Annotated in this window: 23 protein-coding genes; 17 read left to right on the top strand and 6 right to left on the bottom strand. The window is 45.5% G+C overall.

Annotated features, from left to right (window positions below; all coding sequences use genetic code 11):
* The first annotated feature begins 325 nt into the window (after positions 1–325).
* The 10 genes from RSA72_RS06900 to RSA72_RS06855 all read left to right on the top strand — a co-directional run bounded on the left by RSA72_RS06900 (position 326) and on the right by RSA72_RS06855 (position 16,374).
* Positions 326–2,044 carry a DUF262 domain-containing protein gene (locus RSA72_RS06900; protein ID WP_332623003.1) on the top strand — a complete coding sequence of 573 codons (1,719 nt, stop codon included), beginning with the start codon at positions 326–328 and terminating at the stop codon, positions 2,042–2,044.
* 911 nt (positions 2,045–2,955) lie between these two features.
* A complete protein-coding gene (locus RSA72_RS06895; protein WP_332623004.1) occupies positions 2,956–4,503 on the top strand; it encodes a type I restriction-modification system subunit M in 1,548 nt (515 codons plus the stop codon).
* Positions 4,500–5,696, top strand: a complete 1,197-nt coding sequence (locus RSA72_RS06890) for a restriction endonuclease subunit S (RefSeq protein WP_332623005.1) — start codon at positions 4,500–4,502, stop codon at positions 5,694–5,696. Before RSA72_RS06895 ends, RSA72_RS06890 begins: the two co-directional genes overlap by 4 nt.
* A gap of 54 nt (positions 5,697–5,750) precedes the next feature.
* A complete protein-coding gene (locus tag RSA72_RS06885; protein ID WP_332623006.1) occupies positions 5,751–6,779 on the top strand; it encodes a DUF2939 domain-containing protein in 1,029 nt (342 codons plus the stop codon).
* Positions 6,780–6,828: 49 nt separating this feature from the next.
* Positions 6,829–10,074 carry a type I restriction endonuclease subunit R gene (locus RSA72_RS06880; protein ID WP_332623007.1) on the top strand — a complete coding sequence of 1,082 codons (3,246 nt, stop codon included), beginning with the start codon at positions 6,829–6,831 and terminating at the stop codon, positions 10,072–10,074.
* 360 nt (positions 10,075–10,434) lie between these two features.
* Complete coding sequence (locus tag RSA72_RS06875; RefSeq protein WP_332623008.1) at positions 10,435–11,127, top strand: GntR family transcriptional regulator; 693 nt, start codon at positions 10,435–10,437, stop codon at positions 11,125–11,127.
* Between the two features lie 330 nt (positions 11,128–11,457).
* A complete protein-coding gene (locus tag RSA72_RS06870; protein WP_332632903.1) occupies positions 11,458–12,615 on the top strand; it encodes a phosphotransferase enzyme family protein in 1,158 nt (385 codons plus the stop codon).
* Between the two features lie 174 nt (positions 12,616–12,789).
* A complete protein-coding gene (locus RSA72_RS06865; protein WP_332624180.1) occupies positions 12,790–14,961 on the top strand; it encodes a TonB-dependent siderophore receptor in 2,172 nt (723 codons plus the stop codon).
* 11 nt (positions 14,962–14,972) lie between these two features.
* On the top strand, positions 14,973–15,551 hold the full coding sequence (gene pnuC / locus RSA72_RS06860; RefSeq protein WP_332624181.1) for a nicotinamide riboside transporter PnuC: 579 nt from the start codon (positions 14,973–14,975) through the stop codon (positions 15,549–15,551).
* An 85-nt stretch (positions 15,552–15,636) separates the two neighbouring features.
* Positions 15,637–16,374 (top strand): 5'-nucleotidase, lipoprotein e(P4) family, encoded by a 738-nt coding sequence (locus RSA72_RS06855; protein ID WP_332624182.1) that lies wholly within the window; start codon positions 15,637–15,639, stop codon positions 16,372–16,374.
* A 157-nt stretch (positions 16,375–16,531) separates the two neighbouring features.
* Here RSA72_RS06855 and RSA72_RS06850 read toward each other — a convergent pair whose 3' ends face one another.
* Positions 16,532–16,786 (bottom strand): YfhL family 4Fe-4S dicluster ferredoxin, encoded by a 255-nt coding sequence (locus RSA72_RS06850; RefSeq protein WP_332624183.1) that lies wholly within the window; start codon positions 16,784–16,786, stop codon positions 16,532–16,534.
* 1 nt (position 16,787) lies between these two features.
* Positions 16,788–18,185: a prephenate-dependent tRNA uridine(34) hydroxylase TrhP gene (gene trhP / locus RSA72_RS06845; RefSeq protein ID WP_332632902.1), complete on the bottom strand. Its 1,398-nt coding sequence runs from the start codon at positions 18,183–18,185 to the stop codon at positions 16,788–16,790.
* A 161-nt stretch (positions 18,186–18,346) separates the two neighbouring features.
* Here trhP and RSA72_RS06840 point away from each other — a divergent pair, with 161 nt between their 5' ends.
* From RSA72_RS06840 to arsH, 4 genes are all read left to right on the top strand, one after another.
* Positions 18,347–18,670, top strand: a complete 324-nt coding sequence (locus RSA72_RS06840) for an ArsR/SmtB family transcription factor (protein WP_332623447.1) — start codon at positions 18,347–18,349, stop codon at positions 18,668–18,670.
* Between the two features lie 15 nt (positions 18,671–18,685).
* Positions 18,686–19,159 carry an arsenate reductase ArsC gene (locus RSA72_RS06835; RefSeq protein ID WP_332623446.1) on the top strand — a complete coding sequence of 158 codons (474 nt, stop codon included), beginning with the start codon at positions 18,686–18,688 and terminating at the stop codon, positions 19,157–19,159.
* Positions 19,160–19,169: 10 nt separating this feature from the next.
* Positions 19,170–20,216: an ACR3 family arsenite efflux transporter gene (arsB, locus tag RSA72_RS06830; RefSeq protein ID WP_332623445.1), complete on the top strand. Its 1,047-nt coding sequence runs from the start codon at positions 19,170–19,172 to the stop codon at positions 20,214–20,216.
* Positions 20,217–20,323: 107 nt separating this feature from the next.
* A complete protein-coding gene (gene arsH, locus RSA72_RS06825; RefSeq protein WP_332623444.1) occupies positions 20,324–21,028 on the top strand; it encodes an arsenical resistance protein ArsH in 705 nt (234 codons plus the stop codon).
* A gap of 11 nt (positions 21,029–21,039) precedes the next feature.
* Here the strand turns inward: arsH and RSA72_RS06820 are convergent, their stop codons facing one another.
* Positions 21,040–21,477 (bottom strand): Cd(II)/Pb(II)-responsive transcriptional regulator, encoded by a 438-nt coding sequence (locus RSA72_RS06820; RefSeq protein WP_332623442.1) that lies wholly within the window; start codon positions 21,475–21,477, stop codon positions 21,040–21,042.
* Positions 21,478–21,545: 68 nt separating this feature from the next.
* On the opposite strand from RSA72_RS06820, the gene RSA72_RS06815 reads away from it, so the two are divergent.
* Together RSA72_RS06815 and RSA72_RS06810 are read left to right on the top strand one after the other, a co-directional pair.
* Entirely contained in the window at positions 21,546–22,175 is a 630-nt protein-coding gene (locus RSA72_RS06815) for a cation transporter (RefSeq protein ID WP_332623440.1), read from the top strand.
* Positions 22,176–22,305: 130 nt separating this feature from the next.
* On the top strand, positions 22,306–22,752 hold the full coding sequence (locus RSA72_RS06810; RefSeq protein ID WP_332623438.1) for a hypothetical protein: 447 nt from the start codon (positions 22,306–22,308) through the stop codon (positions 22,750–22,752).
* A gap of 83 nt (positions 22,753–22,835) precedes the next feature.
* Here RSA72_RS06810 and RSA72_RS06805 read toward each other — a convergent pair whose 3' ends face one another.
* The gene (locus RSA72_RS06805) at positions 22,836–23,624 is read right to left on the bottom strand and encodes a DUF2071 domain-containing protein (RefSeq protein ID WP_332623436.1); all 789 of its coding nucleotides are present in this window, start codon (positions 23,622–23,624) and stop codon (positions 22,836–22,838) included.
* A gap of 287 nt (positions 23,625–23,911) precedes the next feature.
* Positions 23,912–24,760 (bottom strand): hypothetical protein, encoded by an 849-nt coding sequence (locus RSA72_RS06800; protein ID WP_332623434.1) that lies wholly within the window; start codon positions 24,758–24,760, stop codon positions 23,912–23,914.
* 233 nt (positions 24,761–24,993) lie between these two features.
* Between RSA72_RS06800 and RSA72_RS06795 the strand changes: the two genes are divergently transcribed.
* Positions 24,994–25,560, top strand: a complete 567-nt coding sequence (locus RSA72_RS06795) for a TetR/AcrR family transcriptional regulator (protein WP_332623432.1) — start codon at positions 24,994–24,996, stop codon at positions 25,558–25,560.
* 422 nt (positions 25,561–25,982) lie between these two features.
* Here the strand turns inward: RSA72_RS06795 and RSA72_RS06790 are convergent.
* Positions 25,983–26,746: ferredoxin--NADP reductase (locus tag RSA72_RS06790; protein WP_332623430.1), on the bottom strand; the 764-nt coding region annotated here is incomplete at its 5' end.

Raw genomic sequence — 26,746 nt, 5'->3', positions numbered from 1 at the left:
AGTGCATAATCAATTGCTTGCTGTTTAAATTCAGGACTAAAACGTTTAGCCATTTTTTGTATCTCCAAAGTTAACGTTACGTCATCTTTAGAGGGAAGTACTGTCTATTATTTTGGCTAGGATCATTTTCCTTTTGGGTGTTTTTTAATCCTTTGGTTCTCTTCTTTTTTATTTATCAGATGTTTTTCTGTGTAATAGGTAATAACATAATAGAGATATACATTTTTTGACATAAACAGATTTATGTTTTTGATTTAAAGCGCTTAATGTTTTCTAGCTTCTGGTTCTCTAAGCTAATTAATTTTGTTGTGAAAGTAGATATAAAATGATTGAAAGTGAAAAATTATATGTGGGTGATCTCTTTGGAAAATGGTACAGAATACCTGAATATCAAAGACCTTACGTTTGGGGCAAGGATCAAATAGCTGAACTTTTACAAGATTTAAGTGATGCTATGAATCGTGATGAGAATGCTCAGTACTTTTTAGGGTCAATGGTTTTACAGAAGAAATCTACTGAAAAAAACAATACTAATTATGTCGAGTATGATGTACTTGATGGCCAGCAGCGATTAACGACCCTTTTCTTGCTAGTCTCTGTGATTCGTGACTTAACAGAGAACGAGGACTGCCTTAAAACTTGTAAAGAAATTATTTTCCAAAAGAAAAATTTATTTACAAGTACTCCTGAGCGACTGAGAGTAGTATTTGATATTAGGCAAGAAGTTAAAGATTTCATTGATGGCTATGTTAAAGAAGAAAAAAGTACACTTAAAATAACTTCATCACTTATTCAAAGTTATAGCAAGGATACTGATCTTTCAGTAATCAATATGTCTAAAAATATAGTTCAAATACGAGACTATTTTGAAGAACATCAAAATTTTGACCAATTTGCTATTTTTTTAATCAATAAAGTGCTGATGATCTATGTAGGATCTGAAGAACTTGATGATGCTTTTAGATTATTTACGGTTATGAATAATCGAGGTGTTAAACTTCGTAGTAGTGATATTTTAAAAGCAAGTAATTTAGCTCTAGTTTCTAATCATGATGAAAGAGTGAAAGCTGCAAAAAATTGGGAAGAAGCTGAAAATTATTTTGGTGAAGATTTTGATGAGTTTCTATCTCATCTGCGTTCAATCTTAGTTAAAAAGAAAGCAATGGTCAGTCTCTTGAAAGAGTATGAAGATAGCATTTATGCACCTAAGGAATATGATCGTTCTAATAAAACTACTAAAAATCTACCTCCTTTGTTAAATAAAGGGATGGATACTTTTAACTTTATTGATAAATACAGAAAGCATTACATTGAAATATTCGACAATAATCACTATGAGTTGTCAAAAAGCTTTGAATTAAATAACTTACTTGTAGTGATGAAAGCAGGGTTTGAGTCAGATTTTTGGATTGCTCCATTATTAAAGTATTATGATAAATTTGGTAATCATCAACTAATTAATTTCGTAAAATCATTAGACAATGCATTTGCTTATGATTGGCTGGTGGGTTTAACACCAACGAGTCGAATAGAGAATGTGAATAATTGGATGGAAAATATAGACACGAAAACTAGTGAAGAAGTCATTCAACTACTGAGAAAGCATATAGATCAATCAGAATTAGCTATCGAGTTGGATAAGAAAATTTATGGTAGAAGAGCTGCTAAATATCTAATGCTCAAATTGGATTGTATATTGCATGGACATACAACTAAACTAGACTTTCCAAGTACGATTAGCATAGAGCATATTCTTCCTCAAACACCCAAGACTGAGAGCCAATGGTTAAATGACTTTACCGATGAAGAACGTAATCATGCAAAAGATAGACTGGGTAATTTAGTATTACTATCGAGACGAAAAAATTCCTCTCAAAATAACCGTGATTACTCTGATAAGAAGCAAAAATATTTCCAAGGAAATATTGAGTTGTTTAGTAATTCAATCAGAATTTTTCAACAATTTGATACTTGGACAAACTCTGATTTTGCTAAAAACCATGCAGATGTGAAAAATAAGTTAATTAGTCATTTTGCTTCTTAGTCTTAATATACTGAAACTCCCTAAATAAATAATTTTTAGGGGGTTATTTAAAGATATTACTTTCATTTTGCTGTCCAACACGTTGTACGCAAAGAGAGCATAGTCTTTGCGGTCTATAAAAAAATCCTTGTATTTCTGCGGTCTATTTTTGCGGGACAGCAGAAGACAGCGGTCTTTTTGCGGTTTTTGTAAGTTTTTTCAACAAAAAATAGTTTATTTTTCTTAAGTCTATCAATGCGGCTCATTTGTTCAACTTCATGAGTAGTTTTCAAAAGTTTTTAGTTTTCCTGTAGTTAATAATTTATGTGCGGTCTCATTGTAGACATTGAATTCGCACAACCAACCATTAATTAAACCATTGTTTTAAATAATAAATTTATAAGAATCTGTTTCCGCTCATAATCCGTTGGTCCACAGTTCAAGTCTGTGTGGGCCAACCATATTAAACCTCGTAGATCATTGATTTATGTGGTTTTTTATTGCCTGCTATTTTTAGACCATCGGATTTTTCGGTCTATTTTGTGGTCCATCCGTTCGATAATCTGTTGGTCTATATACCACATACACTAAATTTTTCCCCCACTTAACGTTTTACAGCATTTCGGCTTTCCACTCGGTCTGCGACGAAGATGCATCATCTATGATCTAGGTCATCAAGGCGTAAAGCGAGGGGAAAACGAAATAGCTTGGGGGGAGGCGCATTCCTATTTTCCTTTGGTTAAATTTTACAAGCGCCTTCTGCCGCACGAAAGATGTAGGAGAAAGATTATAAATTTAACCAAGTGCATAACAGTAAAGAAATATAATGTGATCCGTGACAATTCATGTCTTTATCCACTTACGTCAGTATTCATAATTCGTTACTATTCATGCTTATAATCAATACATCAATTTTGTACTCAGGACTCAATATGGCTCGTGCTCCAAAGCAAACCAAACAAGAACCTTTAGAAGTCGTGTTGTGGAAGGCTGCAGACAAACTTCGTAAGAACATTGATGCTGCCGAGTACAAACATGTAGTCCTTGGTTTGATCTTCTTAAAGTACATCTCAGATTCCTTTGAAGCACACTACAATTTACTGGTTTCAGGTGAGGGTGAATTTGAGGGTGCCAATCCAGAAGACCGTGATGAGTACATGGCATACAACGTGTTCTTTGTTCCAGAAATTGCGCGCTGGTCTTATTTGCTCGGCCAAGCTAAGCAGCCATCCATTGGTGTCATTGTTGATGCAGCCATGGAAGCCATTGAAAATGAGAATCCTCAGCTTAAAGGCGTACTCCCAAAAGTTTATGCACGTCAGAATCTCGATCCTACAAGCTTAGGCGAGCTTATAGACTTAATTGGCAACATTGCTCTAGGTGATGCGAAATCTCGCTCTGCCGATGTTCTGGGCCATGTATTTGAGTACTTCCTTGGTGAGTTTGCTTTAGCTGAAGGCAAGCAGGGTGGACAGTTCTATACGCCTAAATCTATTGTTGGTTTACTGGTTCAAATGCTTGAGCCGTACAAAGGGCGTGTCTTCGATCCTTGCTGTGGTTCAGGCGGTATGTTTGTTCAGTCAGAGAATTTCGTAACAGCACATCAAGGTCTCATTGATGATATCTCTATTTATGGTCAAGAGAGCAACCAGACTACATGGCGGCTGGCGAAGATGAACTTAGCTATTCGCGGTATTAACTCAGAACACGTGAAGTGGAACTCTGAGGGTTCATTCCTGAATGATGCGCACAAAGACCTGAAAGCAGACTACATAATTGCTAATCCTCCATTTAATGTGTCGGACTGGAGCGGTGAGCAGCTTGTGGGTGATGCTCGCTGGTCACTAGGTACACCGCCTGCAGGTAATGCAAACTTTGCTTGGATGCAGCATTTTCTATATCACATGAGTCCTAAAGGTCAGGCAGGTGTAGTCCTTGCGAAAGGTGCACTCACTTCTAAAACCAGTGGCGAAGGTGAAATTCGTAAAGCCTTGGTTTCAGAAGCCAATGTCATTGACTGTATTGTGAATCTGCCTGCCAAGCTATTCCTGAATACTCAGATTCCTGCTGCTTTATGGTTTATGCGCCGTGACCGTGTTGGTTCGGCTAAGTACAAAGACCGCAGCAATGAAATCTTATTCATTGATGCGCGTAACCTTGGTCATCTGATTAACCGCAGAACAAAAGTATTGTCTGATGAAGACCTGCAGCTGATCACTGATACATACCACAATTGGAGAAACCAAAATGGTGAGTATGAGGATGTTGCAGGCTTCTGCGCCTCTGTACCGCTTGAGAAAGTGGCTGAGCTTGATTATGTACTGACCCCAGGCCGCTATGTTGGTTTAGCGGATGATGAAGATGAGTTCGACTTTAAGGAACGCTTCACAAGCCTTAAGGCTGAGTTTGAAAAACAGCTTGCCGAGGAAGCTAAGCTGAATCAAGTCATTGCTGAGAACTTAGCGAAGGTGGTTGTATGATTTGGGAAATCAAAATAATCAAAGAGCTTTATTTGGTGAAAGGTGGTAAGCGTTTGCCAAAAGGAGTGTTGCTTCAATCGAAACCAAATATCCATCCTTATATTCGTATTACCGATATGGAAAAAGGGCGAATTTTAAACCTCGCAGATAGCTTTCTGTATGTTCCTGAAAATGTAACAGGAGCAATAAGCTCGTATAAAGTTAAGGAAGGTGATCTAATACTTTCAATTGTTGGACAGATTGGATCGCTCAATATAGTAGGTAAAACTTTAGATGGGGCTAACCTCACAGAGAATTGCGTTAAGCTTATCCCTATTTCTAATGGTATAAGTAACGATTTTGTATACTACTATTTGAAATCAGAAGAAGGTCAAGACAAGATTGACCAACGGGCAGTTGGTTCCACTCAACCTAAATTACCAATCTATAATATTCAAACATTAGATATTCCATTGCCTAATTTTTCTGAACAAAAAGCAATAGCCTCAGTTCTTTCATCATTAGATGACAAGATTGATTTACTGCATCGTCAGAACAAGACCTTGGAAGCAATGGCTGAAACACTGTTTCGTCAAGGGTTTATTGAAGATGAATCCCTTGATGAAGTAGCTGTTAATGAGTTGATTGCCTTTAATCCAAAGCGTACTTTAGCAAAGGGTGCAGAAGCGATTTATTTGGAGATGGCTGGGCTAAGTACTCAAAGCTTTAATGCAACAGGCTATTACACTCGAGAGTTTACCTCAGGTACTAAATTCCTTAATCAAGATACGTTGCTTGCTCGTATCACACCTTGTCTAGAGAATGGTAAAGCAGGCTATGTGACTTTTTTAGATGGAAACGAAGTGGGTTGGGGTTCTACTGAATATATTGTGATGCGTCCAAAGACGGGCTTTCATCCTTTGATGGCTTATGTTTTATGCAGAAACCAAGATTTCAAAGACTATGCTGAAAGTTGCATGGAAGGCTCAAGTGGTAGACAACGAGTGAATGTAGATCATCTACAAGAGTTCACAATAGGTAAGCCAAGTGATGAAGTCATTCAGCAGTTCAATGAATATATTCAATCAATAGAGTCAAAGCTGATCTATAACTCAAGACAAATCAAAACTTTAGAAAAACTACGAGACACGTTACTTCCTAAACTCATGAGCGGTGAAGTGCGAGTCCAATACCAAACAGATGAAGTTCTATAGCATTTAAGGGAAGTCATTTGTTGGCTTCGCCTTTTTACATTCAGGGGGCTGAATATGAATAAAAAAATTATAGGTGCATTAATAGCTATTGTTGTGCTGCTAATTGGCGGTTATTACTATGCTTCGCCATATCTAGTGCTCAATAGTATTAAGAGTGCGGCAAAGGCAGAAGACAGTGAGAAACTCTCCGCATATATTGACTACCCAAGTGTGCGTGAAAGCTTTAAAGCTCAAATGAATGCTTACATGGTTAAGGATTTGGCAGCTAAAGATAGCAATGGTTGGGAAGCATTGGGAGCAATGATCGCAACAACCATGGTTGATAAAACAGTGGACGCTGTTATTACTCCGGAAGGCATGACATTGATGCTTCAGGGGAAAGACTTTAGAGATAGCTTAAAGCATTCCTCAGAAGAATCATCTGATCAATCATCGCCAAATCAAGAAAAGCTGGAGTACAGCACTCGTTATTTGTCGATGAATTTGTTTGAGGTCACGCTAAAGAATCCAGACAAAGACAAACAGCTGAAAGTGATCATGGAACGGGATGGTTTAAGCTGGAAAGTGAAAAAGATTGTTGTTCCAATGAATGAGATGAAACCGCAGCAAGCAGCACAGCAGCCAACCTTACCTGCGGAAGAAATACCGGCAGAAGCTGAGGCGCCAGCCATTATCGAACAGTCAGCGGCAGCATTTGATTTCTCTGGCGTGCAGAAAGGTGCGCAGTTGGAGTCTTGCTATCATGACCCTTGCACAATCGGCCGGGTTGTGGCGTTTAAGCAGTTAAGCCAAACTCCGGCTGAATCAAATATAGAGTTAACTCTTATTGGTGGCAGCAGAGGATGGGATGCTGAAAAAATCGAATGGAATCATGAAGCGCACAAAATTCAGATTCAGTGTTCATTGACTAAGCCAACTTTGCAGATTGGTGATCAGGTAACCGTTATTCCATTAAATGACTCTGGTGTGCCGGGTGTGCTGTGGTCAGATGCAGAAACCTATATGCAAGCATGCCATAACTACACTGGAGAGATGGGGGCGGGTATTCAGCAGTATGGTTATAACGTGCAAGCAGAAGAATAAAGATTAAGCCGGTCTTGTAAAAATGAATATGCTTTAAAGGGGGTAAAGAATGTCTAAGATGATCGAATCAGATATAGAGCAGATGGTAATAGAACAGCTTCAGGGCTTAGGCTGGACATATGTATATGGTCCAGACATTGAGCCTAAAGCTGAACAGCCATTACGGCGTTATAAGCAGGTCATTTTAGAAAGCAAAGTCTTGGAAGCGTTGCATCGCTTAAACCCGCATTTAGGTGAAGATAAGTGTATTGAGGCGCTCAAGCAGATTACGGATTTGCAGTCACCAGAGTTGCTCAGCAATAACCAAGCTTTTCACCGATTGCTGACAGAGGGTATTAACCTTGAAGTCAGTAAAAATGGCAATACACAAGGCGAATATGTTTGGCTAATTGACTTTGATAATCCACAGAACAATGAGTTCTGGGTAGTCAACCAAATCACCATTAAAGAAGACCGCTGGACACGGCGGCCAGACTTAATCCTCTATGTGAATGGTTTACCTTTAGTTATTGTCGAACTTAAAAATGCAGCGGATGAAAATGCCACTGTAGATGGCGCTTACAATCAGATTCAGACCTATCAAGAGCAGCTTCCGTCACTCTTTACATACAATGCTTTCAATATTGTTTCTGACGGTTTAGAAGCAAAAGCAGGTACAATCTCAGCAGACTTTAGCCGTTACATGGCATGGAAGACTGCGAATGGCCAATCTAAGGCATCTAAGACAAAGCCCCAATTAGAAGTGTTGATTCAGGGCTTGCTGAATAAAGTTACACTGCTGGATATGATTCAGCACTTTATCGTTTTTGAGTCGACCAAAGAAGAAGATGCCAATGGCTTAATCACCATTAAGTCCATCAAGAAGATGGCAGCATATCACCAATACTATGCTGTGAATGCTGCGGTGCTTTCAACGATTCGGGCTTCAGCGGTGAATGCCGAATCGAAGTCTGCTGAGGCAGCTCTGCAGCATCAGGGCAGAAGTAAACTGGAGCTGGTTCAGCAGCAGGCAGTTGGCGATAAGAAAGCAGGTGTAGTCTGGCATACCCAAGGTTCGGGCAAGTCCCTGTCTATGGTTTTCTACACTGGGAAAATTGTCCTGGCTTTGGATAATCCAACTGTTGTAGTCATCACAGACCGCAATGATTTAGATGATCAGCTTTTTGGAACCTTCGCAGCATCAAGCCAGCTTTTAAGGCAAACGCCAAAACAGGCAGAAAGCAGGGAGGAACTTAAACAACTGCTCAAGGTTGGATCTGGCGGTGTGATCTTTACGACCATTCAAAAGTTCCAGCCAGATGATGGCGGCAGTGTTTACGAGGAACTGTCTAACCGAAGCAATATTGTCGTGGTTGCAGATGAAGCGCACCGTTCGCAGTATGGCTTCAACGCTAAAGAAGTCGATGTAAAAGATGAGACAGGCCAGATTGTCGGTAAACGTACAGTGTATGGTTTTGCTAAATATATGCGCGATGCATTGCCGAATGCTGCATATCTTGGATTTACCGGCACACCGATTGAGAAGACGGACGTTAACACACCTGCTGTCTTTGGTAACTATGTTGATGTTTATGACATCTCACAAGCTGTAGAAGATGGCGCAACGGTTCGTATCTTCTATGAAAGCCGCCTTGCAAAAATTAGAATTAGCGAAGAGGGGGAGAAGCTCATCAAAGAGTTTGATGCGCTTTACTCAGAAGGTGATTTAAGCCAAAACGAGCAAGAGCGCGCAAAGTGGGCCAAGGTCGAAGGGCTAATCGGCAGTAAAGGCCGGATTAAAGCCATTGCCCAGGACATAGTCACTCACTTTGAGCAGCGGCTGACTGCTAATGCAAACCAAGGTAAGGGCATGATTGTCAGCATGTCCCGCAGAATTGCTGTTGACTTGTACAATGAGATTATAAAGCTGAAACCAGATTGGCATAGCGACGACTTAAATGACGGTGTCATCAAAGTTGTTATGACTTCAGCTGCATCAGATGGGCCAGATATTGCAAAACATCATACGACCAAGAAGCAAAGGCAAGACTTAGCAAAACGCATGAAGGATAACGGCGACAAGCTGAAACTGGTCATTGTTCGTGATATGTGGCTGACGGGTTTTGATGCGCCCAGCATGCATACGCTGTACATCGACAAGCCAATGAAAGGCCATAATCTCATGCAGGCCATTGCGCGCGTAAACCGAGTCTATAAAGACAAGGCGGGCGGTTTAGTTGTAGATTACCTTGGTATTGCATCAGACCTTAAAGAGGCCTTGTCTTTTTATTCAGAGGCTGGCGGTAAGGGTGATCCCGCATTGGTGCAGGATGAGGCTGCAGCAATTCTGCAAGAAAAGCTGGAAGTGCTCGAAGGGATTATGCATGGGTACAATTACAAAGAGTATTTTACTGCAGGCACTTCTAGGAAACTGGGAATCATCCTTGAGTCTGAAAACCATATTCTCGGTCTGGATCAGGGCGAAGGTAAAACCAGATTCCTGAATGCTGTAGCGGCAATGTCTCAAGCATATGCGCTTGCAACACCGCATCCTCTAGCGATGGAAGCAACTCCAGAGGTTGCATACTTCCAAGCTGTAAAAGCTCGTCTCGCGAAGTTTGCAGGCGGCGGTGATGGAGCGGCATTAACGAATGCAGCGCTTGAAGCGAAAGTTAAACAAACAATTGATCAGGCATTAGTAACGGATAAAGTTGTAGATATTTTTGATGCGGCGGGAATACAGAAGCCAGACATTTCAGTCCTGTCAGATGAATTTCTGCAAGAGATGAAAGGTTATGAGCATAAGAATATTGCATTAGAAGCGCTTAAGAAGCTGCTAAACGATGAGATTAAGGCAAGGGTCAGTCAAAGCGTAACTCAAGGCAAGAAGCTAATGGATATGCTTAAATCTGCGATCAAGGGTTATCAGAATAAGGTTCTTACAGCATCTGAGGTCATCGATGAGCTGATCAAGCTTGCAAAAGCAATCCAAGAATCAGATAAGCTCGCTCAGGAACTTAACCTGACGGAGTATGAATATGCTTTCTATTCAGCGGTAGCTGACAATGACAGCGCCAGGGAGCTCATGCAAAAAGAGATCTTACGAGAGCTGGCGGTTGTTCTTACTAATAGTATTAGAAAGAATGTGACATTGGATTGGACGATTAAGGAAGCTGCACGAGCTAAGCTGAGAGTAGTTGTGAAGCGCTTGCTTAAGAAGTATGGTTATCCGCCTGATATGGAGTTGCTGGCGACTGAAACTGTGCTTGAGCAGGCTGAGTTATTAGCTGATGAGCTAGTAAGGCATGCTGCATAGGGATGTTGAGCAGCGTAAAGGTGGAATTTAAAATTTAAGCTTATGAAATTGAATCACTAATTTATTTTAGGCAACTTGCAGAGCAAAACATTATTATTGATGCCATGGGAAAACTTTAGAAACATTTTTTGAGTTCCTGCGCAGAGAGGAATTGCTCTTAAACTTAAAAGAATAAGTTTTGAGGGGCAGCAGCAGATTATCATAATGCTAATTCACTGCAGCCCCTTAAGCTATTATAAACTGCAGCCGTTTCTTCTATAATCTATGCGCATCGCCATTTACGGCCTAATAGGCCCGTAAACTGCATACCTTCTGCAAGCGCCATTTATCAGCAAGCTCTGCTTCAAATAGGATTCAAACATGAAATATATGGAAATCAGAGATTTGATTGGGCAGGAGTTAAAAAAATATGCGGCCAATCAGCTGATTCCATCCGAGCGCTATCTGGCGCTGAAATATGGCTGCTCAAGAGAAACTGTCCGCAAAGCCTATGAGCAGCTGCGTGCGGAAGGCAAAATTTATAAAGTCCAAAACATAGGCTGGTTCGTCAGCAATAAAAAAATACAATATTACCCCGCTTCAATTGCCAACTTTAACAGCTATCTTAAAGTGCAGGGATTTACGGCTAAAACAGAATTGATTTCAGCTAAAAAAATAGACTCAGCCTTTGAAGGCGCGGCTGCATTTGATTCAGAAATCCGTAAATCCGGTTTTTTTGAAATTATCCGCTTGCGCTATGCAGATAATGTTCCGGTATTGCTTGAATATAATTATTTGCCTGTGGCCTTATTTCCCGGATTTTTAGACTTTGATGTCATTCCTTCAGTCGAAGAAGTGGTTAAAAACCACTATGATTTAAAATACAGCAGCAGCCAGTTGAAAATAAAAAATACTGCTGCAGAAGCGTTTGACGGCAAGCTGCTGGGCATTCCGCCAAGCCAAACCGCCATACGCATAGAGCGGATTTCGAAGTCAGATACTCAGGTAATTGAGTATGATGTCGAAATCTGGCCGCAAGATAAGATAGAAATGAATTTAGATATCAATGCCTAACATAATTTTAAGCGCTGTTTTTAACCGGATGCCATGACATAAGAATAATGATGATTTGTTTGCCGGCTGAACAGTGCGGATTTTAAATTAATCAGAAAAGTAATAAAAATAATTTTTTTATCGGATAAATAGTTTAAAAAATGAATTTGATCAATAAATAATATTGGTATGTACCAGGTATATCCACTACATTCCGCACTGTTTTTTATCGGGTGTTGAATAATTCATGACGCATAATTGCTGCTGCAGCAAACTATACAGCTCGAACTTAATGTTTAAAAGCTGCTGTTTCAAGCTATTGTCTGCAGAAATGCATCAGGAAAAATGCTGATGGCGGAACAGCGCGCAAGCCTTGGCCATGGCATGGGGGAAAGCCTTGAACCTAAAGACTGGCAAGACATATCGGCTGCGGACTTAGCGCAGCTGCAGCAGCGGTATCCGCAATTGCAGGGGCAGGCGGCGGTGCTGTGGCGCAGCCCGCGCCCTTTTTCATCAGCCATGCTGATTCAAGTCAATCAGGCTGCCTATTTTATCAAGCGCAGCCACCGCAGTTTCCGCACTGCGGCGGATTTAAAGCAGGAACATCAGCTGATTCAGCATCTGGCGGAACAGCGCCTGCCGCTCCCTAAAATCATCTGTTCAAAAGATGGCGCTACAGCGGTTGAACTGGATGACTGGAGCTATGAGGTGCATGAGAAGGCCCATGGGCTTGATCTGTATGCTGACCATTTGTCCTGGAAGCCTTTTTTCTGCGCAGGGCATGCCTGTCAAGCAGGCCAAATGCTGGCGGCGCTGCATAAGGCGGCAGAAAACTATCCGGTTGTGCAGGGCCGTAGCGCGCAGCAGCTGATTTCAAATCAGGATCTGCTGCTGAGCCACGATATTGCGCAGGCAATCCGCCAGCGTATTAAAAACAGTTCTGCCTTAAGCGCATATTTTGCGGAAAAGCCACTGGATCAGGCTTGGCTGTCGCAATTGGCGCATGTGCATGAAAAAGTCAAAACGGCCATGCAGTGCGCGCCAAAAATCTGGACGCATAATGATTTGCACGCTTCCAATCTGCTGTGGAGCAAAAACAGCGATCAGGCTGAAATCAGCACCGTGATCGATTTTGGCTTAACTGACCGCAACTCCGCAATTTATGATTTAGCGGTAACGGTTGAGCGCAACTTTATCGACTGGCTGGCGCTAAATCAGACGCAGGATATTCATATTGATGAAGCCGGGCTGCAGGCATTTATTCAGGCCTATGTGAAGCATGCGCATCCGTTGGAAGAACTCGCCATTTTGCCGGAACTGATCAAAATTGTGCATACCGACTTTGCAGTGTCAGAACTTGAATATTTTGCGGGCATTACCCGCAATTTCAAGCATGCAGATGCGGCCTACCATGACTGGCTGATTGCGCATACGGACTGGTTTTTTAAGCCGCAGGGGCAGCAATTCTGCCAAAAGCTGGCACAGCTGATTCAGCAGGCAGCCGCATGATTTTTCAATCTGCTGTGAATGCACAGGCTGCCGCCCATCAGGCAGCATTGCGCTTTTTGCGCAGCGCAATTCACTCCGCATTATTTCAATTCAATTTTTTGCAGCGCAAGATCCGCCATGTGCATATCAGGCATGGGGTGAGCGGCGCTTTAGGAACAGACAGAAAGGTTAAACATGAATCTTCAATTTAAGCAAAGTTCATTGGCAGGCGCAGTAAAAGCTGCGGTTATTTCACAGCTTTGCATTGCGCCTGCGGCCTTTGCCGATGATGCCGTCAATCAGCTGGAAACCATTGTTGTTGCGGCGCCAAAGGCTGCGCCTGCAGAAAAAAATGCGCTGGCGCTGGCAGGTTTCGGCACTAAAGAATTAAAGAAAGCGCCGGCTTCTATTGCCGTGGTCAATGCCGCAATGATTGAAGACCAGCATGCGCGTATTTTAGCGGATATTGTGAAAAATGACGCTTCTGTCGGCGACAGCTATGCGCCGATTGGCTATTATTCCAATTTTGTATCGCGCGGGTTCACTTTAGATTTGGGCTCAAGCTATTTGCTGAATGGCCATGCGGTCCGCGGCGAACAGAATCTGTCTTTGGAAAATAAAGAGCGGGTTGAGATTTTAAAAGGCATTTCCGCCATTCAAAGCGGCATGTCGACGCCGGGCGGGGTGGTGAATTATGTGTCTAAGCGCCCGAAAGAAGTAAAGTCGCTGTCATTCAATGCGGATGAATACGGGCAGTTTTCCGCAGCAGCCGATCTTGGCGGCTTTATGGGCAGCGAGCAGCAGCTGGGTTACCGCGTGAATCTGGTCAATGAAAAAATCAACAGCTATGTCGATCATGTCGGCGGCAAGCGCTATATGGGGGCAGTTGCGCTGGACTGGCAAATGACAGACAAGTCTGCGCTGCAGTTTGATTTGGAATCGCAGCGCCAGCAGCAGCGCTCCGTGCCCGGCTATCAGCTGCTGGACGGCAAAGTGCCGCAAAATGTGCAGCAGGACCGCCTGCTGGCCTATCAAAGCTGGGGCAAGCCGGTCACCATTGACAGCTTAAACACCAGCCTGAAATACAGCTATGCGCTGAATGAGCAATGGACGGCAAATCTAAGCGGCTCATACAGCAAAGCCAAAGTGGATGATTATTCCACCTTTGCCTGGGGCTGCTACAGCAACGTTTGCCAGTACAGCGGATTGGGCAATGGTTTCGATGCGAATGGCAATTACGATATCTATGATTATCAAAACCCGGATGACACCTATGTGACCAATCAGCTGAAAGGCCAGCTGCAAGGGCAGTGGTCACTGGCCAATACCCTGCATCATCTGAACTTTGAACTGGCGCAGACCCATAAGTCACGTAAGCGCTATGACAGCGTGAATGAATCTATCGGTTTTGGAAACATCTACGAAGATACGGTTGATTTCAACCCGACTGATGTAACTGTTGGCCCGCGCCATAAAGCCTTAGACAGCAAGCAGACGGCCCTAACTGTATCTGACCGCATTGAATTCGGCCCGCAATGGTCAGCGCTTTTGGGCGGCAAATGGATTCATTTGGATGAACAGGCTTACAGCAAACAAAGCGTGCAAACCCGCGATACTGATTTGGACAAATTCCTGCCGCAACTGGCGCTGAGTTTTAGCCCTACAGCAGATGCAACGGTGTATGCCTCCTATGCCAAAGGCTTGTCGGATGGCCGTTCGGCAGCATGGTATGCAAAAAATAAAGATGCCATTTTGGCGCCGATTCATTCTGAACAGTATGAATTGGGCTATAAGCAGCAAATCAGTCAGTTCCTGTTCACGGCAGCGCTGTTTGATTTGCGCCAGGATAACCAATATACGGCATTGAACCCTGCGGACAGCAAATACTATTTTATTCAGGAAGGCAAGCAGCACAGCCGCGGTTTAGAGCTGGGGCTGTCGGGCAATTTAACTTCACGCTTGGTGATGAATAGCACTATGGCGCTGAGCCGTGTCCGTCTGGAAGATGTGTCCAATACGGCTCATTCAGGCCATCAAATGCAGAATGCGCCGAAATTCCGCGCGGCCAGTTTTGTGACTTATGATCTGCCGCAGGTTGAAGGCCTGAAACTGATGGCCGGCGGCCGCTACAGTTCAAGCAAATTCGCCAATAAAGAAGCAGCAGCCAAAGTCGGCGGCTACAGCGTATTTGATGCAGGCGCAGCCTATGCCTTTAAATGGAACAAAACCAATGCGGAACTGCGCTTCAATGTCGATAACCTTTTGAATAAAAAATACTGGCGTGATGCGGGTGAATCCGGCGGCGATGACTACTTGTTCTTAGGCGCGCCGCGCACTGCCAGCCTTGCGCTGAAATTGAATTTCTAAGCAGGTTCAATATGTCGCATTTAGAAATCGCCGCGTTTATTTTGAATGTGCTGGGCGTCTGGCTGACCTCCAAACAGTACCGCATTTGCTGGCTGGTCAATATCATCGCGGTTATGCTCTACATGATTATTTTCTACCAAGTGCATTTGTATGCCGATGCCCTGCTGCAGGGCGTGTTTATCATCATGCAGCTGTACGGCTGGTTAAGCTGGACAAAGGCGTCCGCTGCAAAACCGCTGCATGCGGGCTATATGAATCAGGCGGTTATGGCGCGCAGCCTGCTGATTGGCACTGCGGCCGGCTTGGTCTTAGGGCTGCTGTTTTCCACTTATACCCAAGCTTCTCTGCCTTGGCTGGATTCCATGCTGGCGTCATTCAGCCTGGTTGCCAGCTATTGGGCGGCGCGCAAATATATAGAAAGCTGGGCGATGTGGTGCGTGCTGGATGCAATTTATGTGCTGATGTATCTGCACAAATCGCTGAACTTGACCGCATTTTTATACTTTATTTTTATCCTGCTGGCGCTGAATGGCTGGCGCATGTGGAAAAGCCAATGGAAGACTGGCCAGCAGGCATCCGCTCAGCTTTGAGCAAAAAAGCTTTGCCGTTAAAGGCCTGTATTTACTGCAGATGATGCATCCGCAGGCAAAACTGAATTGAGAATTGAGGTTGAATATGAATTTAACGCGAAAGCATGTATACACCGCGCTTTTGGCCGTAGTGGCGTGTTCCGGCGCGCAGCTGCAGGCCAAAGAAGCGCCGGGCTGCCCTGCGGTGCAGCAGTATGGCATGAGCCTGAAATTTCAAAACCGTTCTGCAGAAGTTCAGGCGCTGCAGCTGCAGGCTTATAATTTGGCCGCGCACCGCCTTAAAGAAATTCTGCAGGCCAATCCGCAGGCTAAAAATTTGGCCATTGTCACGGATTTGGACGAAACGGTTTTAGACAATACGGATGTCTTTGTCAATGATCTGAAACGCTGTGAAGACTATACGAATTGGAAATCCTGGGATGCGTGGGAGCAGTCAGGGCAGCCGAAACTGATTCCAGGCAGCCTGGACTTTTTGCAGTTTGCCGATCAGCAGGGCATAAAGATTTTCTATGTGTCTGACCGCGCTGAAAAATACCGTACGTCCGCCATGCATATGATGAAGCAGCTGAATTTGCCGCAGGTGCAGAGCCAGCAGATTCTGCTGTATGGAACATCTAAAGAGCAGCGCCGTCAAAGCATCAGCAAAGATTATGAAATTGTAATGCTGCTGGGCGATACCCTGCATGATTTTTCGGGGGCATTCAGCAATCAGCAGACCGCCGCGGAGCGCGCTGCAGCGGTGGCGCAAAACCGGGAAAAATTTGGCGACCGCTTTATTGTGCTGCCCAACGTCAGTTATGGCGCATGGTCAAAGGCTGAATAATACAGCTGATGCCGCCCAAAAGGAAAAAGCCAAAGCATCCCCAAGTGCTTTGGCTTTTTCCCCCGACACAGCGTGTCAATTTTGTTATATTTACATTCTTTTTCTTCTGCGGGAACTTAGAGCGCAGCTCCGTTCCTCTTATCAGCCTTCCCCAAGGTCATTTGCTGAATAAGTTCAATCCTTCAAATTTCCGCATCAGCTGCTCCTGCGTTTCACTGTGCTCAGGATGCGGCTCAATGCAGTCAATCGGGCAGACCGCCATGCAGGTTGGCTGCTCATAAAAGCCCACGCATTCCGTACAGCGCGCCGCCTCAATCTCATACACTTTTGCGCCTTCAAAAATCGCATCATTCGGGCATTCCGGCAGGCACATATCGCAATTAATGCACTGCTGTGTAATACGCAGGGCCATATCAGCTGGCTGCGTAGGCCAAAGACGCTGCGGAAATATCCATTGCCGAATCCGGCAAGTTGCGGATCAGCAGGGCATAGTTCATGTCCACATCGGCAGGGACAGGAATATCGACAATATGGCCGGAACCTTTCGCATCAGGAATTGAATGGCCTTTTTTATCTAAAATTTCAGTCAGTTCAAAAGTGATATTGCCTGAGGTCGTCATCAATTCTAAAGAGTCGCCCACCACAAAACGGTTTTTTACGTCAATTCTGAGGTAAGCGCCATTGCGCTCCAAAACTTCGCCGACAAACTGCTGATGGTCAAAGCGCGAAGAGCCGGTTTCATAATTCTGATATTCACTGTGCACATGGCGGCGCAGGAAGCCTTCGGTATAGCCGCGGTTGGCCAAGCCTTCCAGCTGCGACATCAGTGCTGGATCGAAAGGCTTGCCCTGCAGTGCGTCATCAATGGCTTTGCGGTAAATTTGCGCGGTGCGGGCGCAGTAAAAATAGGACTTGGTGCGGCCTTCAATCTTCAGCGAGTGAATGCCCATTTCCGTCAGGCGGCCTACATGCTGCACCGCGCGCAGATCCTTGGAGTTCATGAAGTAAGTGCCATGCTCGTCCTCTTCGGCTGCGAACATTTCTTCTTCATTGCGCTGTAATAAAATCGGCTCGCCAAATTGGTGTTGTTGTATGGCGTGCTGCTCATCGGCATCTTTGTTTTGACAGCATGATGATTCTTCAATTTGTGTTACTGGAATAACATCGCCAGTTTCATCTTCAGCTGCCTCGTGAATTTTATAGTCCCAGCGGCACGCATTGGTGCAGGCGCCTTGATTTGCATCACGTTTGTTCATATAGCCGGAAAGTAAGCAGCGGCCGGAATAAGCCATGCATAACGCGCCGTGTACGAAAACTTCAATTTCCATGTCCGGCACGTTATTTTTAATTTCCTCAATTTCTTCAATGGACAGCTCGCGTGACAGAATTACGCGGGTTAAGCCCATATTTTTCCAAAATTTCACTGTTGCCCAGTTGACGGCATTGGCCTGCACTGACAGATGCACAGGCATGTCTGGAAAATTCTCGCGCACCATCATGATCAAGCCCGGATCGGACATAATCAGGGCGTCAGGGTTCATTGCCACCACAGGCGCTAAATCGCGGATGAAGTTTTTCAGCTTGGAGTTATGCGGCTGAATATTCACCACTACATAAAACTTTTTGCCCAAAGCATGCGCTTCAGCAATGCCGGTTTGCAGATTGTCATGATCAAACGCATTGTTGCGCACGCGCAGGCTGTAGCGCGGCTGGCCTGCATACACCGCGTCCGCGCCATAAGCAAATGCATAGCGCATGTTCTTCAGCGAGCCGGCAGGTGAAAGAAGCTCAGTAACGTGTGAAATGGTCATGTCAAAAAGGCATACAAAATTTATGGCTTTATTGTAGGGATATAAAAAAATGATTCAACCCAGTAAATAACTCGGGATTAAAAGCCTGTTTCTGCATTTTGGTCATCGCGCTGTCACTTTTTATGCGCTAATATATATGAAAATACATATATGCATATATTATGAATCAGGCTGAATTTTTTAAATGTCTGGCAGATCCAACCCGTCTGGATATTGTCATGATGATTGTGAAGCAGGGCGAGCGCTGCGTCTGCGATTTAACCGCAGGGCTGCAGCTCAGCCAGCCCAAAATTTCCCGTCATCTGGCGCTGCTGCGCAATGGAAAAATTCTGCAGGATCGGCGCCAGGGGCAGTGGGTGCATTACCGCCTGCATGATGAATTGCCCGACTGGTGCCTGGACGTTTTAACGCTGTCCGCCGCCCAGCATCCGCGCTTTAATCCGGCCGATGCTGAATTATGTTCAAGTTTAAATTGCTGTAATTAGGTCATTGTAAATATTATGAATTTTTTATTTTTATGCACAGGAAACAGCTGCCGTAGCATTCTGTCAGAGGTATTGTTCAACGCGCGCGCGCCTGATGGTTTCAGCGCCTGCAGCGCCGGCAGCAAGCCCTCCGGGCAGGTGCATCCATTCACGCTGAGAACCTTGCAAAGTTTGGGTTTGGAAACGGCAAACCTTTACAGCAAAAACATGCAGGAATGCGAGCCGTTCAATCCTGATATTGTCATTACCGTATGCAGTGCGGCAGCGCATGAACCCTGTCCGCTGTATTTAGGCAAAGCCGTTAAAGCGCATTGGGGCCTGGATGATCCATCGCATTTAGACTTGCCTGACGAGGAAAAAATGCAGGCATTTATGCAGACTGTTGCGCATATTAACCGGCGCCTGGATGCCTTCTTTGCGTTAGATTTTGCCAATCTGTCTGATCAGGAATTGACAATTGAAATCCAGAAAATTTCAGAAATTGCCTGATATGAAGCGCATGGATGCAAAAAAACTCTCATTTCTGGACCGCAATTTAACCTTGTGGATCTTCATTGCCATGGCCATTGGGGTGGCGATAGGCGTGTTTTTTCCGCAGGCGTCAGAAAATTTGAATCAGATGAGCGTGGGCACGGTCAATCTGCCGATTGCCATCGGGCTGATTCTGATGATGTACCCGCCTTTGGCCAAAGTTGACTACAGGGCGCTGCCGCAGGTTTTTCAGGACAAGCGCACCTTGGCGCTGTCCCTGCTGCAGAACTGGCTGATAGCGCCTTGCCTGATGTTCCTGCTGGCGGTGATTTTCCTGCACGATTTTCCTGAATATATGGCGGGGCTGATTTTGATTGGCCTTGCGCGCTGCATTGCCATGGTGCTGATCTGGAACAATCTGGCCTGCGGCGACAGCCAATACGCTGCGGCCTTGGTGGCTTTTAACAGCATTTTCCAGATTTTATTCTTCAGCACCTATGCATGGCTGTTTTTAACTGTGCTGCCGCCGTATTTTGGCGTGGCGGGGCAGGCGGTGGATGTCAGTTTCTGGACTATCAGCCAGGCTGTGCTGCTGTACTTGGGCATTCCGTTCCTGCTGGGCTTTTTGACCCGTGAAATTCTGCTCAAGCGCAAAGGGCTGGACTGGTATCAAAACCATTTTCTGCCGAAAATCAGCCCGCTGAGCCTGCTGGCGCTGCTGTTCACCATTGCGGCCATGTTCAGCTTAAAGGGCGGGGAAGTGGTCAGCCTGCCGATGGATGTGCTGCGCATTGCCGTCCCGCTGCTGATTTACTTCGTGCTGATGTTTCTGCTGAGCTTCTTTTTAAGCAAATGGATGGGGAGCGATTACCCGCGCGCCGCAGCCATTTCATTTACCGCTGCCGGCAATAACTTTGAACTGGCGCTGGCGGTCGCCATTGCCTCTTTCGGCCTGGCATCGCCGGTGGCCTTTACCGCAGTGATTGGCCCCTTGGTGGAAGTTCCGGTGCTGATTGCTCTGGTCAGCGTTTCGCTTTGGCTGCGCAAGAAGTTCTATCCAAATGAATGCCGCTGAAGATTCAGCCGCTGCGCAATCATGAATTACTCCTTAAAAATAATAGCTCCCGAAGCCCGCTTAAGCAGGACTGAGGGGGCAATGCCACACAAGCTATGAGTTTAAATATGTCTTTACCGAATATTGATGCAGATTTGCTGGAAACGCCAAGTTTTGAGCAGGTTCAAGCCAAAGCATTGCCGCATCCGCCGCGGATTCTGCTGCTGTACGGCTCCAACCGCGAACGCTCATTCAGCCGCCTGGCCGTGCTGGAAGCGGGGCGCATTCTTGAGCGCTTTGGCGCAGAGGTGAAAATTTTCCACCCCAAAGGCCTGCCTTTGCCGGAAGATGCTGACATGCAGCACCCTAAAGTGCAGGAGCTGCACACGCTGCTGGCTTGGGCGGAAGGCATGGTCTGGTGCTCGCCGGAGCGCCACGGCGCAATGAGCTCGATCTTTAAAGCGCAAATTGACTGGATTCCTCTGGCTGCCGGCGCCATCCGCGCCACACAGGGCAAGACCTTGGCGCTGATGCAGGTCTGCGGCGGCTCGCAGTCGTTTAATGCGCTGAATCAAATGCGCGTTTTAGGGCGCTGGATGCGCATGCTGACCATTCCCAATCAGTCTTCTGTTCCGAAGGCCTTTTTGGAATTTGATGAAAATGACCGCATGAAGCCGTCCAGCTATTACGACCGTATTGTCGATGTCATGGAAGAGCTGTACAAATTTACTTTGCTGACGCGCGGGCAGTCAGCTTACCTCTGCAGCCGCTATTCAGAGCGCAAAGAGTCCGCGGCGGAGCTGTCTCATCGGGTCAATCAAAAAGCGCTGTAGCGCCCGGCCGGTTATTTCGCCGCGCTGCAGGCCTGTTCATCGGCGGTTTCCAGTTGCTTTAAAATCTGGCACTGGTCAACGGTCGACTGCACAGCGCAGGACTGCCGCAGCTGCTGCAGCTGCAGCCGGAAGGTCAGCAGTTCGGCAATCCGGCTTTCCACATGCTGCAAATGCTCGGCAATTAAGTTATTGACCGCAGAGCAGTCCTGCTCAGGGTTCTGCTCCAGCGCAATCAGGGACTGAATTTCCTTTAAGGTCATGTCCAAAGCGCGGCAGCGCTTAATAAACAGCAGGCGCTTTAAGGCGTCATCATTGTAGTAGCGGTAGTTGTTGCTGCCGCGGAAGCTGGGCTGAATCAGCTGCTTCTTTTCATAAAAGCGGATCGTGTCATGGCTCAGGCCGGTTTTATCCGCAAGGTCTTTAATTAAATAATTCGGCTCATTTTTCATTAGGCAGCTTGACCTTGGAGTTAGTCCATAGTTTTGAATAAGAATAATACAGATAGAGGATTGTGCAAATGGCCTGTACTTGCAGTCATGAACCGGTAGCGCCAAAACCGGACAGTAAATTCAGAACCGCGCTGTGGATTGCGCTGTTTATTAACCTCGCCATGTTCCTTGTTGAGCTGATTGGCGGCGCTTATGCGCATTCTTCCGCGCTTTGGGCGGATTCGCTGGACTTCTTTGGCGATGCGGTGAATTACGCCATTTCTTTGGCGGTTTTGGGGGCCAGCCTGTACTGGCGCGCTACGGTTGCGCTGGTGAAAGGCGCAGTGATGGCCGGATTCGGCTTGGTGGTGATTGGCAAAGTGATCTATGCCTATTCGCAGGGCATTGCGCCGGAAGCTGTGACCATGGGCGCAATTGGCGTTCTGGCTTTAATCGCCAACGCCGCGGCAGCCTATATTCTTTATGCGTTCCGCGACGGCGACTCCAATATGCAGTCGGTTTGGATCTGCAGCCGCAATGACGCGATTGGCAATGTGGCGGTCATTTTTGCCGCAGTTGGGGTGTTCGGCACAGGCAGCATGCTGCCGGATATTATTGTGGCGGTGATTATGGCTGGCTTGGGCCTAAGCGGCGGCTATCGGGTGATCCGTAAGTCTTTGTCAGAACGCAGAAGCACGCAGCTGAGCGCGGCCAGCTAAATATGCGCCGCCGCGCGGTGCTTTTAACGGTGCTTTTAAAATTGATTTTGCTTAAAATAGCGGATGAATTTTTAAAGAGATAATAAAAGTGAAATTATTATTGGCATTCATATGCGGCATTGCGCCACTGTTGAGTTATGCCCAGACAGAAATAATTGATCAGAAAAAATTATGGGGAAAGTGGTCATGCATTGCCAGCTTAGATGTTGAAGACTATCAGCTGGTTGAATTCAGCAATATAGATTTCCAGAAAAGCGGCGCTTCCCCGCAGACTGGAATTGTGCATTTTTCCAATGAAAGTGACGAAGCCTTTTTAAAATACGAGGCAAAGTCGAATTGGGCGCTGCGGGGCAATCAGCTGATCTTTCAGAATCTGAAATTTCATAATTTTTCAATTGATAATCATGAATTTGATCAGCACTATCACATCACCAAGGATTTGGTTGAACCGGCGGGTGATGATGTTTTCAGCATTATTAAATTAACTGCAGATGAGCTGGTGTACAGATTTGACAATGCTGATTTTGAATCGCTGGGATTTACCGTGGTGTGCGATAAAAGTGAATTAGCCCTGTGAATTAACTTTAAGCATAGGCGCTGAATTGCATTTGGCTTAGCCAAATCTGCAGAAAGAACCGGGGCTTTGGCCCTGGTTTTTATTCAGTCCAGCACTGCCGGCGGCAGGTAAATAGTAAACTCATTGACCGGCTCAATCAGCGCGCTGTACGGCTGCAGCTGATGCTCAAAAGGCACCAGATTCATGCGGTCTAACAGTTCAAAACGAGCATGCTGCAGTTTTGCCGGCCGCGGCTGCAGGCGCCCGTGCCAAACGCGGTAAGTGCCCAGCTTGCCGTCCCTGCGGTGATAAAAGCCGGCCAGCGGATGGGTTAAATACACCAGATAGGTTTCCAAGTCCGGAAAGCCTTCAAATTGCCAGCCGTCATCAGGCGACTGCGCCAGCTGCAGTTCAGCGCCGGCCCATGCCGACTCAGTCTGCATTTTATACTGGCTGTATAAGCCGTCAGCGTCTTGCCGGCAGTCAAATTTAAAGCCGGCGGGATGCCAAGGCAGCTGCCAGACATGGCGCGGCACCATCAGCGTCCATGAATCTAAAGTTGTGCCGATAAACCAGACGCAGCGCTCCTGCGTTTCCTGATCAATCACATAAACACGGTAATTGGTTTGCCCCATCTCAAATTTGGGAAAAGGGTAAACGGCGGAAGTGAAATCCACATCAATAAAGGGCACCACCGACATCAGCGCGCGTTCTTGGCCGCGGTATTGAACGGTATCCAGCTTAAAGCGTCCAGGAATAATATTCTGGAAGCGTTTAGGGTCTACGGCATAGGTAATCAGCGCAAAATGCTGCAGCTTGCACTGCACATCAATGCCTTTAGGCTTTGGGCGCGGATGCAGGAAATCTTGAAAGCGTAAGGGCGCAATTGTCATGTTGTGGCTTAAACCATTTTTGTTGTTGCGTTCATCTTAGGCAAACTTGAATCAAGAGTAAATAAAAACCGGGCCTGCGCCTGCATGCTGGCCAGTAATTTTGTTTTAAATTTCATGGCCTAGGCTTAGGTTGATGTCCCATCCGCAGCTTTAGCCGCCGCAGTTTGCGCAGCATAGAGCATGCATCACTGCTGATCCAGAAACGCTGCAGCTGGATATGGCGCTTTGTCGCTTATTTCCGCTTCGGGCTGCATATTGAAATATTAAAGCTTATAGGCGCTGAATGCCTATGCCGCCATCTGATGCATCTTGCTCCAGAAATTATTCCACAGCTCAAGATATTGCGACTGGGTTTTTTTATAGTGCTGGCTGTGTTCGCTGGCAAAGCATTGGGTCAGCAGCGCCCAGATGTCATCTTCATGGTTGTCGTCATTGGCCAGATGCTGCGATGAACTGTCTGCAATGCCGTGGCAGGCGTAATATCCGAGTGCAAATGCGGGGTCATAGGCCTGCATATTGATCCGCAGCGCCTCGCTGAATTTAATGACCTGCAGTTCGGTGCAGGCCAGAAGCAGCAGCAAGTCTGCATATGAATGCATATGCTGCTGAATAAATTCCTGCAGCGCATGAGCTTCCGCTTCGGCCTTATGCTGCTGGCTGGCGTCCAGCTCCAGCTCCAGCTGGCGCATTAGGTCTAAAAAATAAATCAAATGAGATTTTGCCGGCGAGCTTTGCGCCAGATTATGGGTATTGAAGCCCAGCTCATCCATCAAATTTAAGGACAGCAAATAGCGCGCATAAACTTTTGCGCTGATACGGCTTTCCTTATGGATATTGGCATTGTTTTCCAGCGCAGCCGCCTGATAAATCAGCATGCTCAGCGCATCGGTAAAAATTTTTACAATGGCTGTGAAATAATTGACATGAATGCTTTTAAGCTGTTCAAGGCTTAACTGGCAGGCCTTGAGGCGTTCCAGCATAGGGTGCCGGAATAAGTCATGCGATGCTGTCCGCTGCTTCAGTTCGCCGATGGCGCATGCATTATTGCGCCACAGCTCCGGGCTTAGGGAGTTTTGAATAAAATGCAGGAGTTCTTTGCGTGTATGCTCAGACTGAGTAAAGGAGAGAGTATTCATATATTGGTAAATTGTGATTCTAATCTTTTTATCATAGTTAAAAATATAGCAATCTTCTATAGCTAAATTTAATTAAATAGTATAATCAATTCAACTACTTGTGCGGTAAATTTATTCTCTGATAAAATTTCCCGGACATTCATAATATCAGTATAATGATATTCTATTACAAATGCTTAGAACTGTTATGAGTCAATTATTACATTGCAAATTCCGTACGGCAGGTAAAACGCATGTCAAAAAAAGATGACATAATTAATACTGCGCTGAATCTTTTTAACTCGCATAGCTACAACTCCATAGGGGTTGACCGGATTATTAGTGAATCAGGCGTTGCGAAAATGACGTTTTATAAATACTTTCCATCTAAAGCGAAACTGATTGAAGAATGCCTGATTAGGAGAAATATTAATTTGCAGGAGTCTTTAGGCGCAGCAATTGCGGCCTGCAATCCGCAGGATTATATGGAGCATATCAGAACGGCGTTTTTCTGGTATCACGCGTGGTTTCATACATCGGACTTTAACGGCTGCATGTTTCAAAAAGCGGTGGAAGAGATTTCAAAGATCTATCCTTCCTCGCTGCAGCCCGCCATTGACTATAAGGAATGGCTGAGCGGGCGCCTGCGTGACGCCCTGCATGGCTTGGGCGTGCAGCAGGCGGAGCAGCTTGCCGCCTTGCTGTCCAGCATTCTGGACGGCATGACGATTCAGGCGCAGATTGATCCGAATGCAGTGAATATTGACGATTACTGGAAAAGGGTGGAAAAGCTGATCCAGCTGGAGATGGCTCCGGCCTGATCTGCAATGGCTGCATAATGCTGCCGGTTTGTTCAAGCTTCAGGCTGAACCGGCAGCGCGCAGGCATGCTGAAATTTGGGCAATAAAAAAGCGCGATGACTGTATGTCAACCGCGCTTCGCTGATAAGTTGATTGTACTCTGCAATTGACCCATCATAAAAATATGATGGGCAGGCTGCAGATGGCGAGAAGCTGGAAGCTTCTTCTTATGTTTATTTTATAACCCTCTGGATGATTAAATCATCTTCTAATCAGCAAATATAAAAATAGACAGACCTGTCTGTTCTGTTGCAGGATTATATTTACTTCACTGAGTAAAAACAAGACTTTTCTTTTTATACGAGATTTTTTTGTTAAAAACTGACAAAAAGGGCCAAAAAAACTGGAGGCATATGCTCCAGTCTTTTTTGAAAGTGGGGGGATTATTTTTCGACGAATGCGCGTTCAATTACGTAGTCGCCCAGTACGCCCATGCGCGGAGACTCTTTTAAACCATGCTGATCAAGCAGCGCAGCAACGTCATCCAGGAATGCCGGGCTGCCGCAGAGCATTGCGCGGTCAGTTTCTGGGTTAAAACGCGGCAGGCCAATTTTTTCAAAAATTTCGCCGGTTTCAATCACCGTCGTTACACGGCCTTGGTTTGGATATTCTTCACGGGTTACCGTTGGGTAGTAAACCAATTTGTCTTTGATGCCTAATTCCTCAAAGAACTCATTGTTTGGCAGTTCATTTAAAATCAGGTCTTGGTAAGCCAGTTCAGAAATGAAGCGCGTGCCGTGAACCACAATCACTTTTTCAAAGCGTTCATAGGTTTCCGGGTCGCGAATGGTGGCCAAGAACGGCGCAAGGCCGGTGCCGGAAGAAAGCAGGTATAAATTTTTGCCCGGGTTCAAGTCATCAAGAACCAAAGTGCCTGTCGGCTTTCTGGAAACCAGAATTTCATCGCCTACTTTTACTTTTTGCAGAATAGACGTTAAAGGGCCGTCCGGCACTTTGATCGAGAAAAATTCCAGCTCTTCTTCATAGTTTGCGCTGGCAATAGAATATGCACGCATTAAAGGCTTACCATTCACTTCAAGACCAATCATCACAAATTGACCATTTTTAAAACGCAGCGCGGTGTCGCGGGTGGTTTTAAAACTGAATAATGTGTCATTCCAGTGGTGCACGTGAGTAATCTTTTCGA

Source organism: Acinetobacter sp., from assembly GCF_036659555.1.
Classification (GTDB): domain Bacteria; phylum Pseudomonadota; class Gammaproteobacteria; order Pseudomonadales; family Moraxellaceae; genus Acinetobacter.
This window is presented reverse-complemented; position numbering and strand designations above follow the sequence as displayed.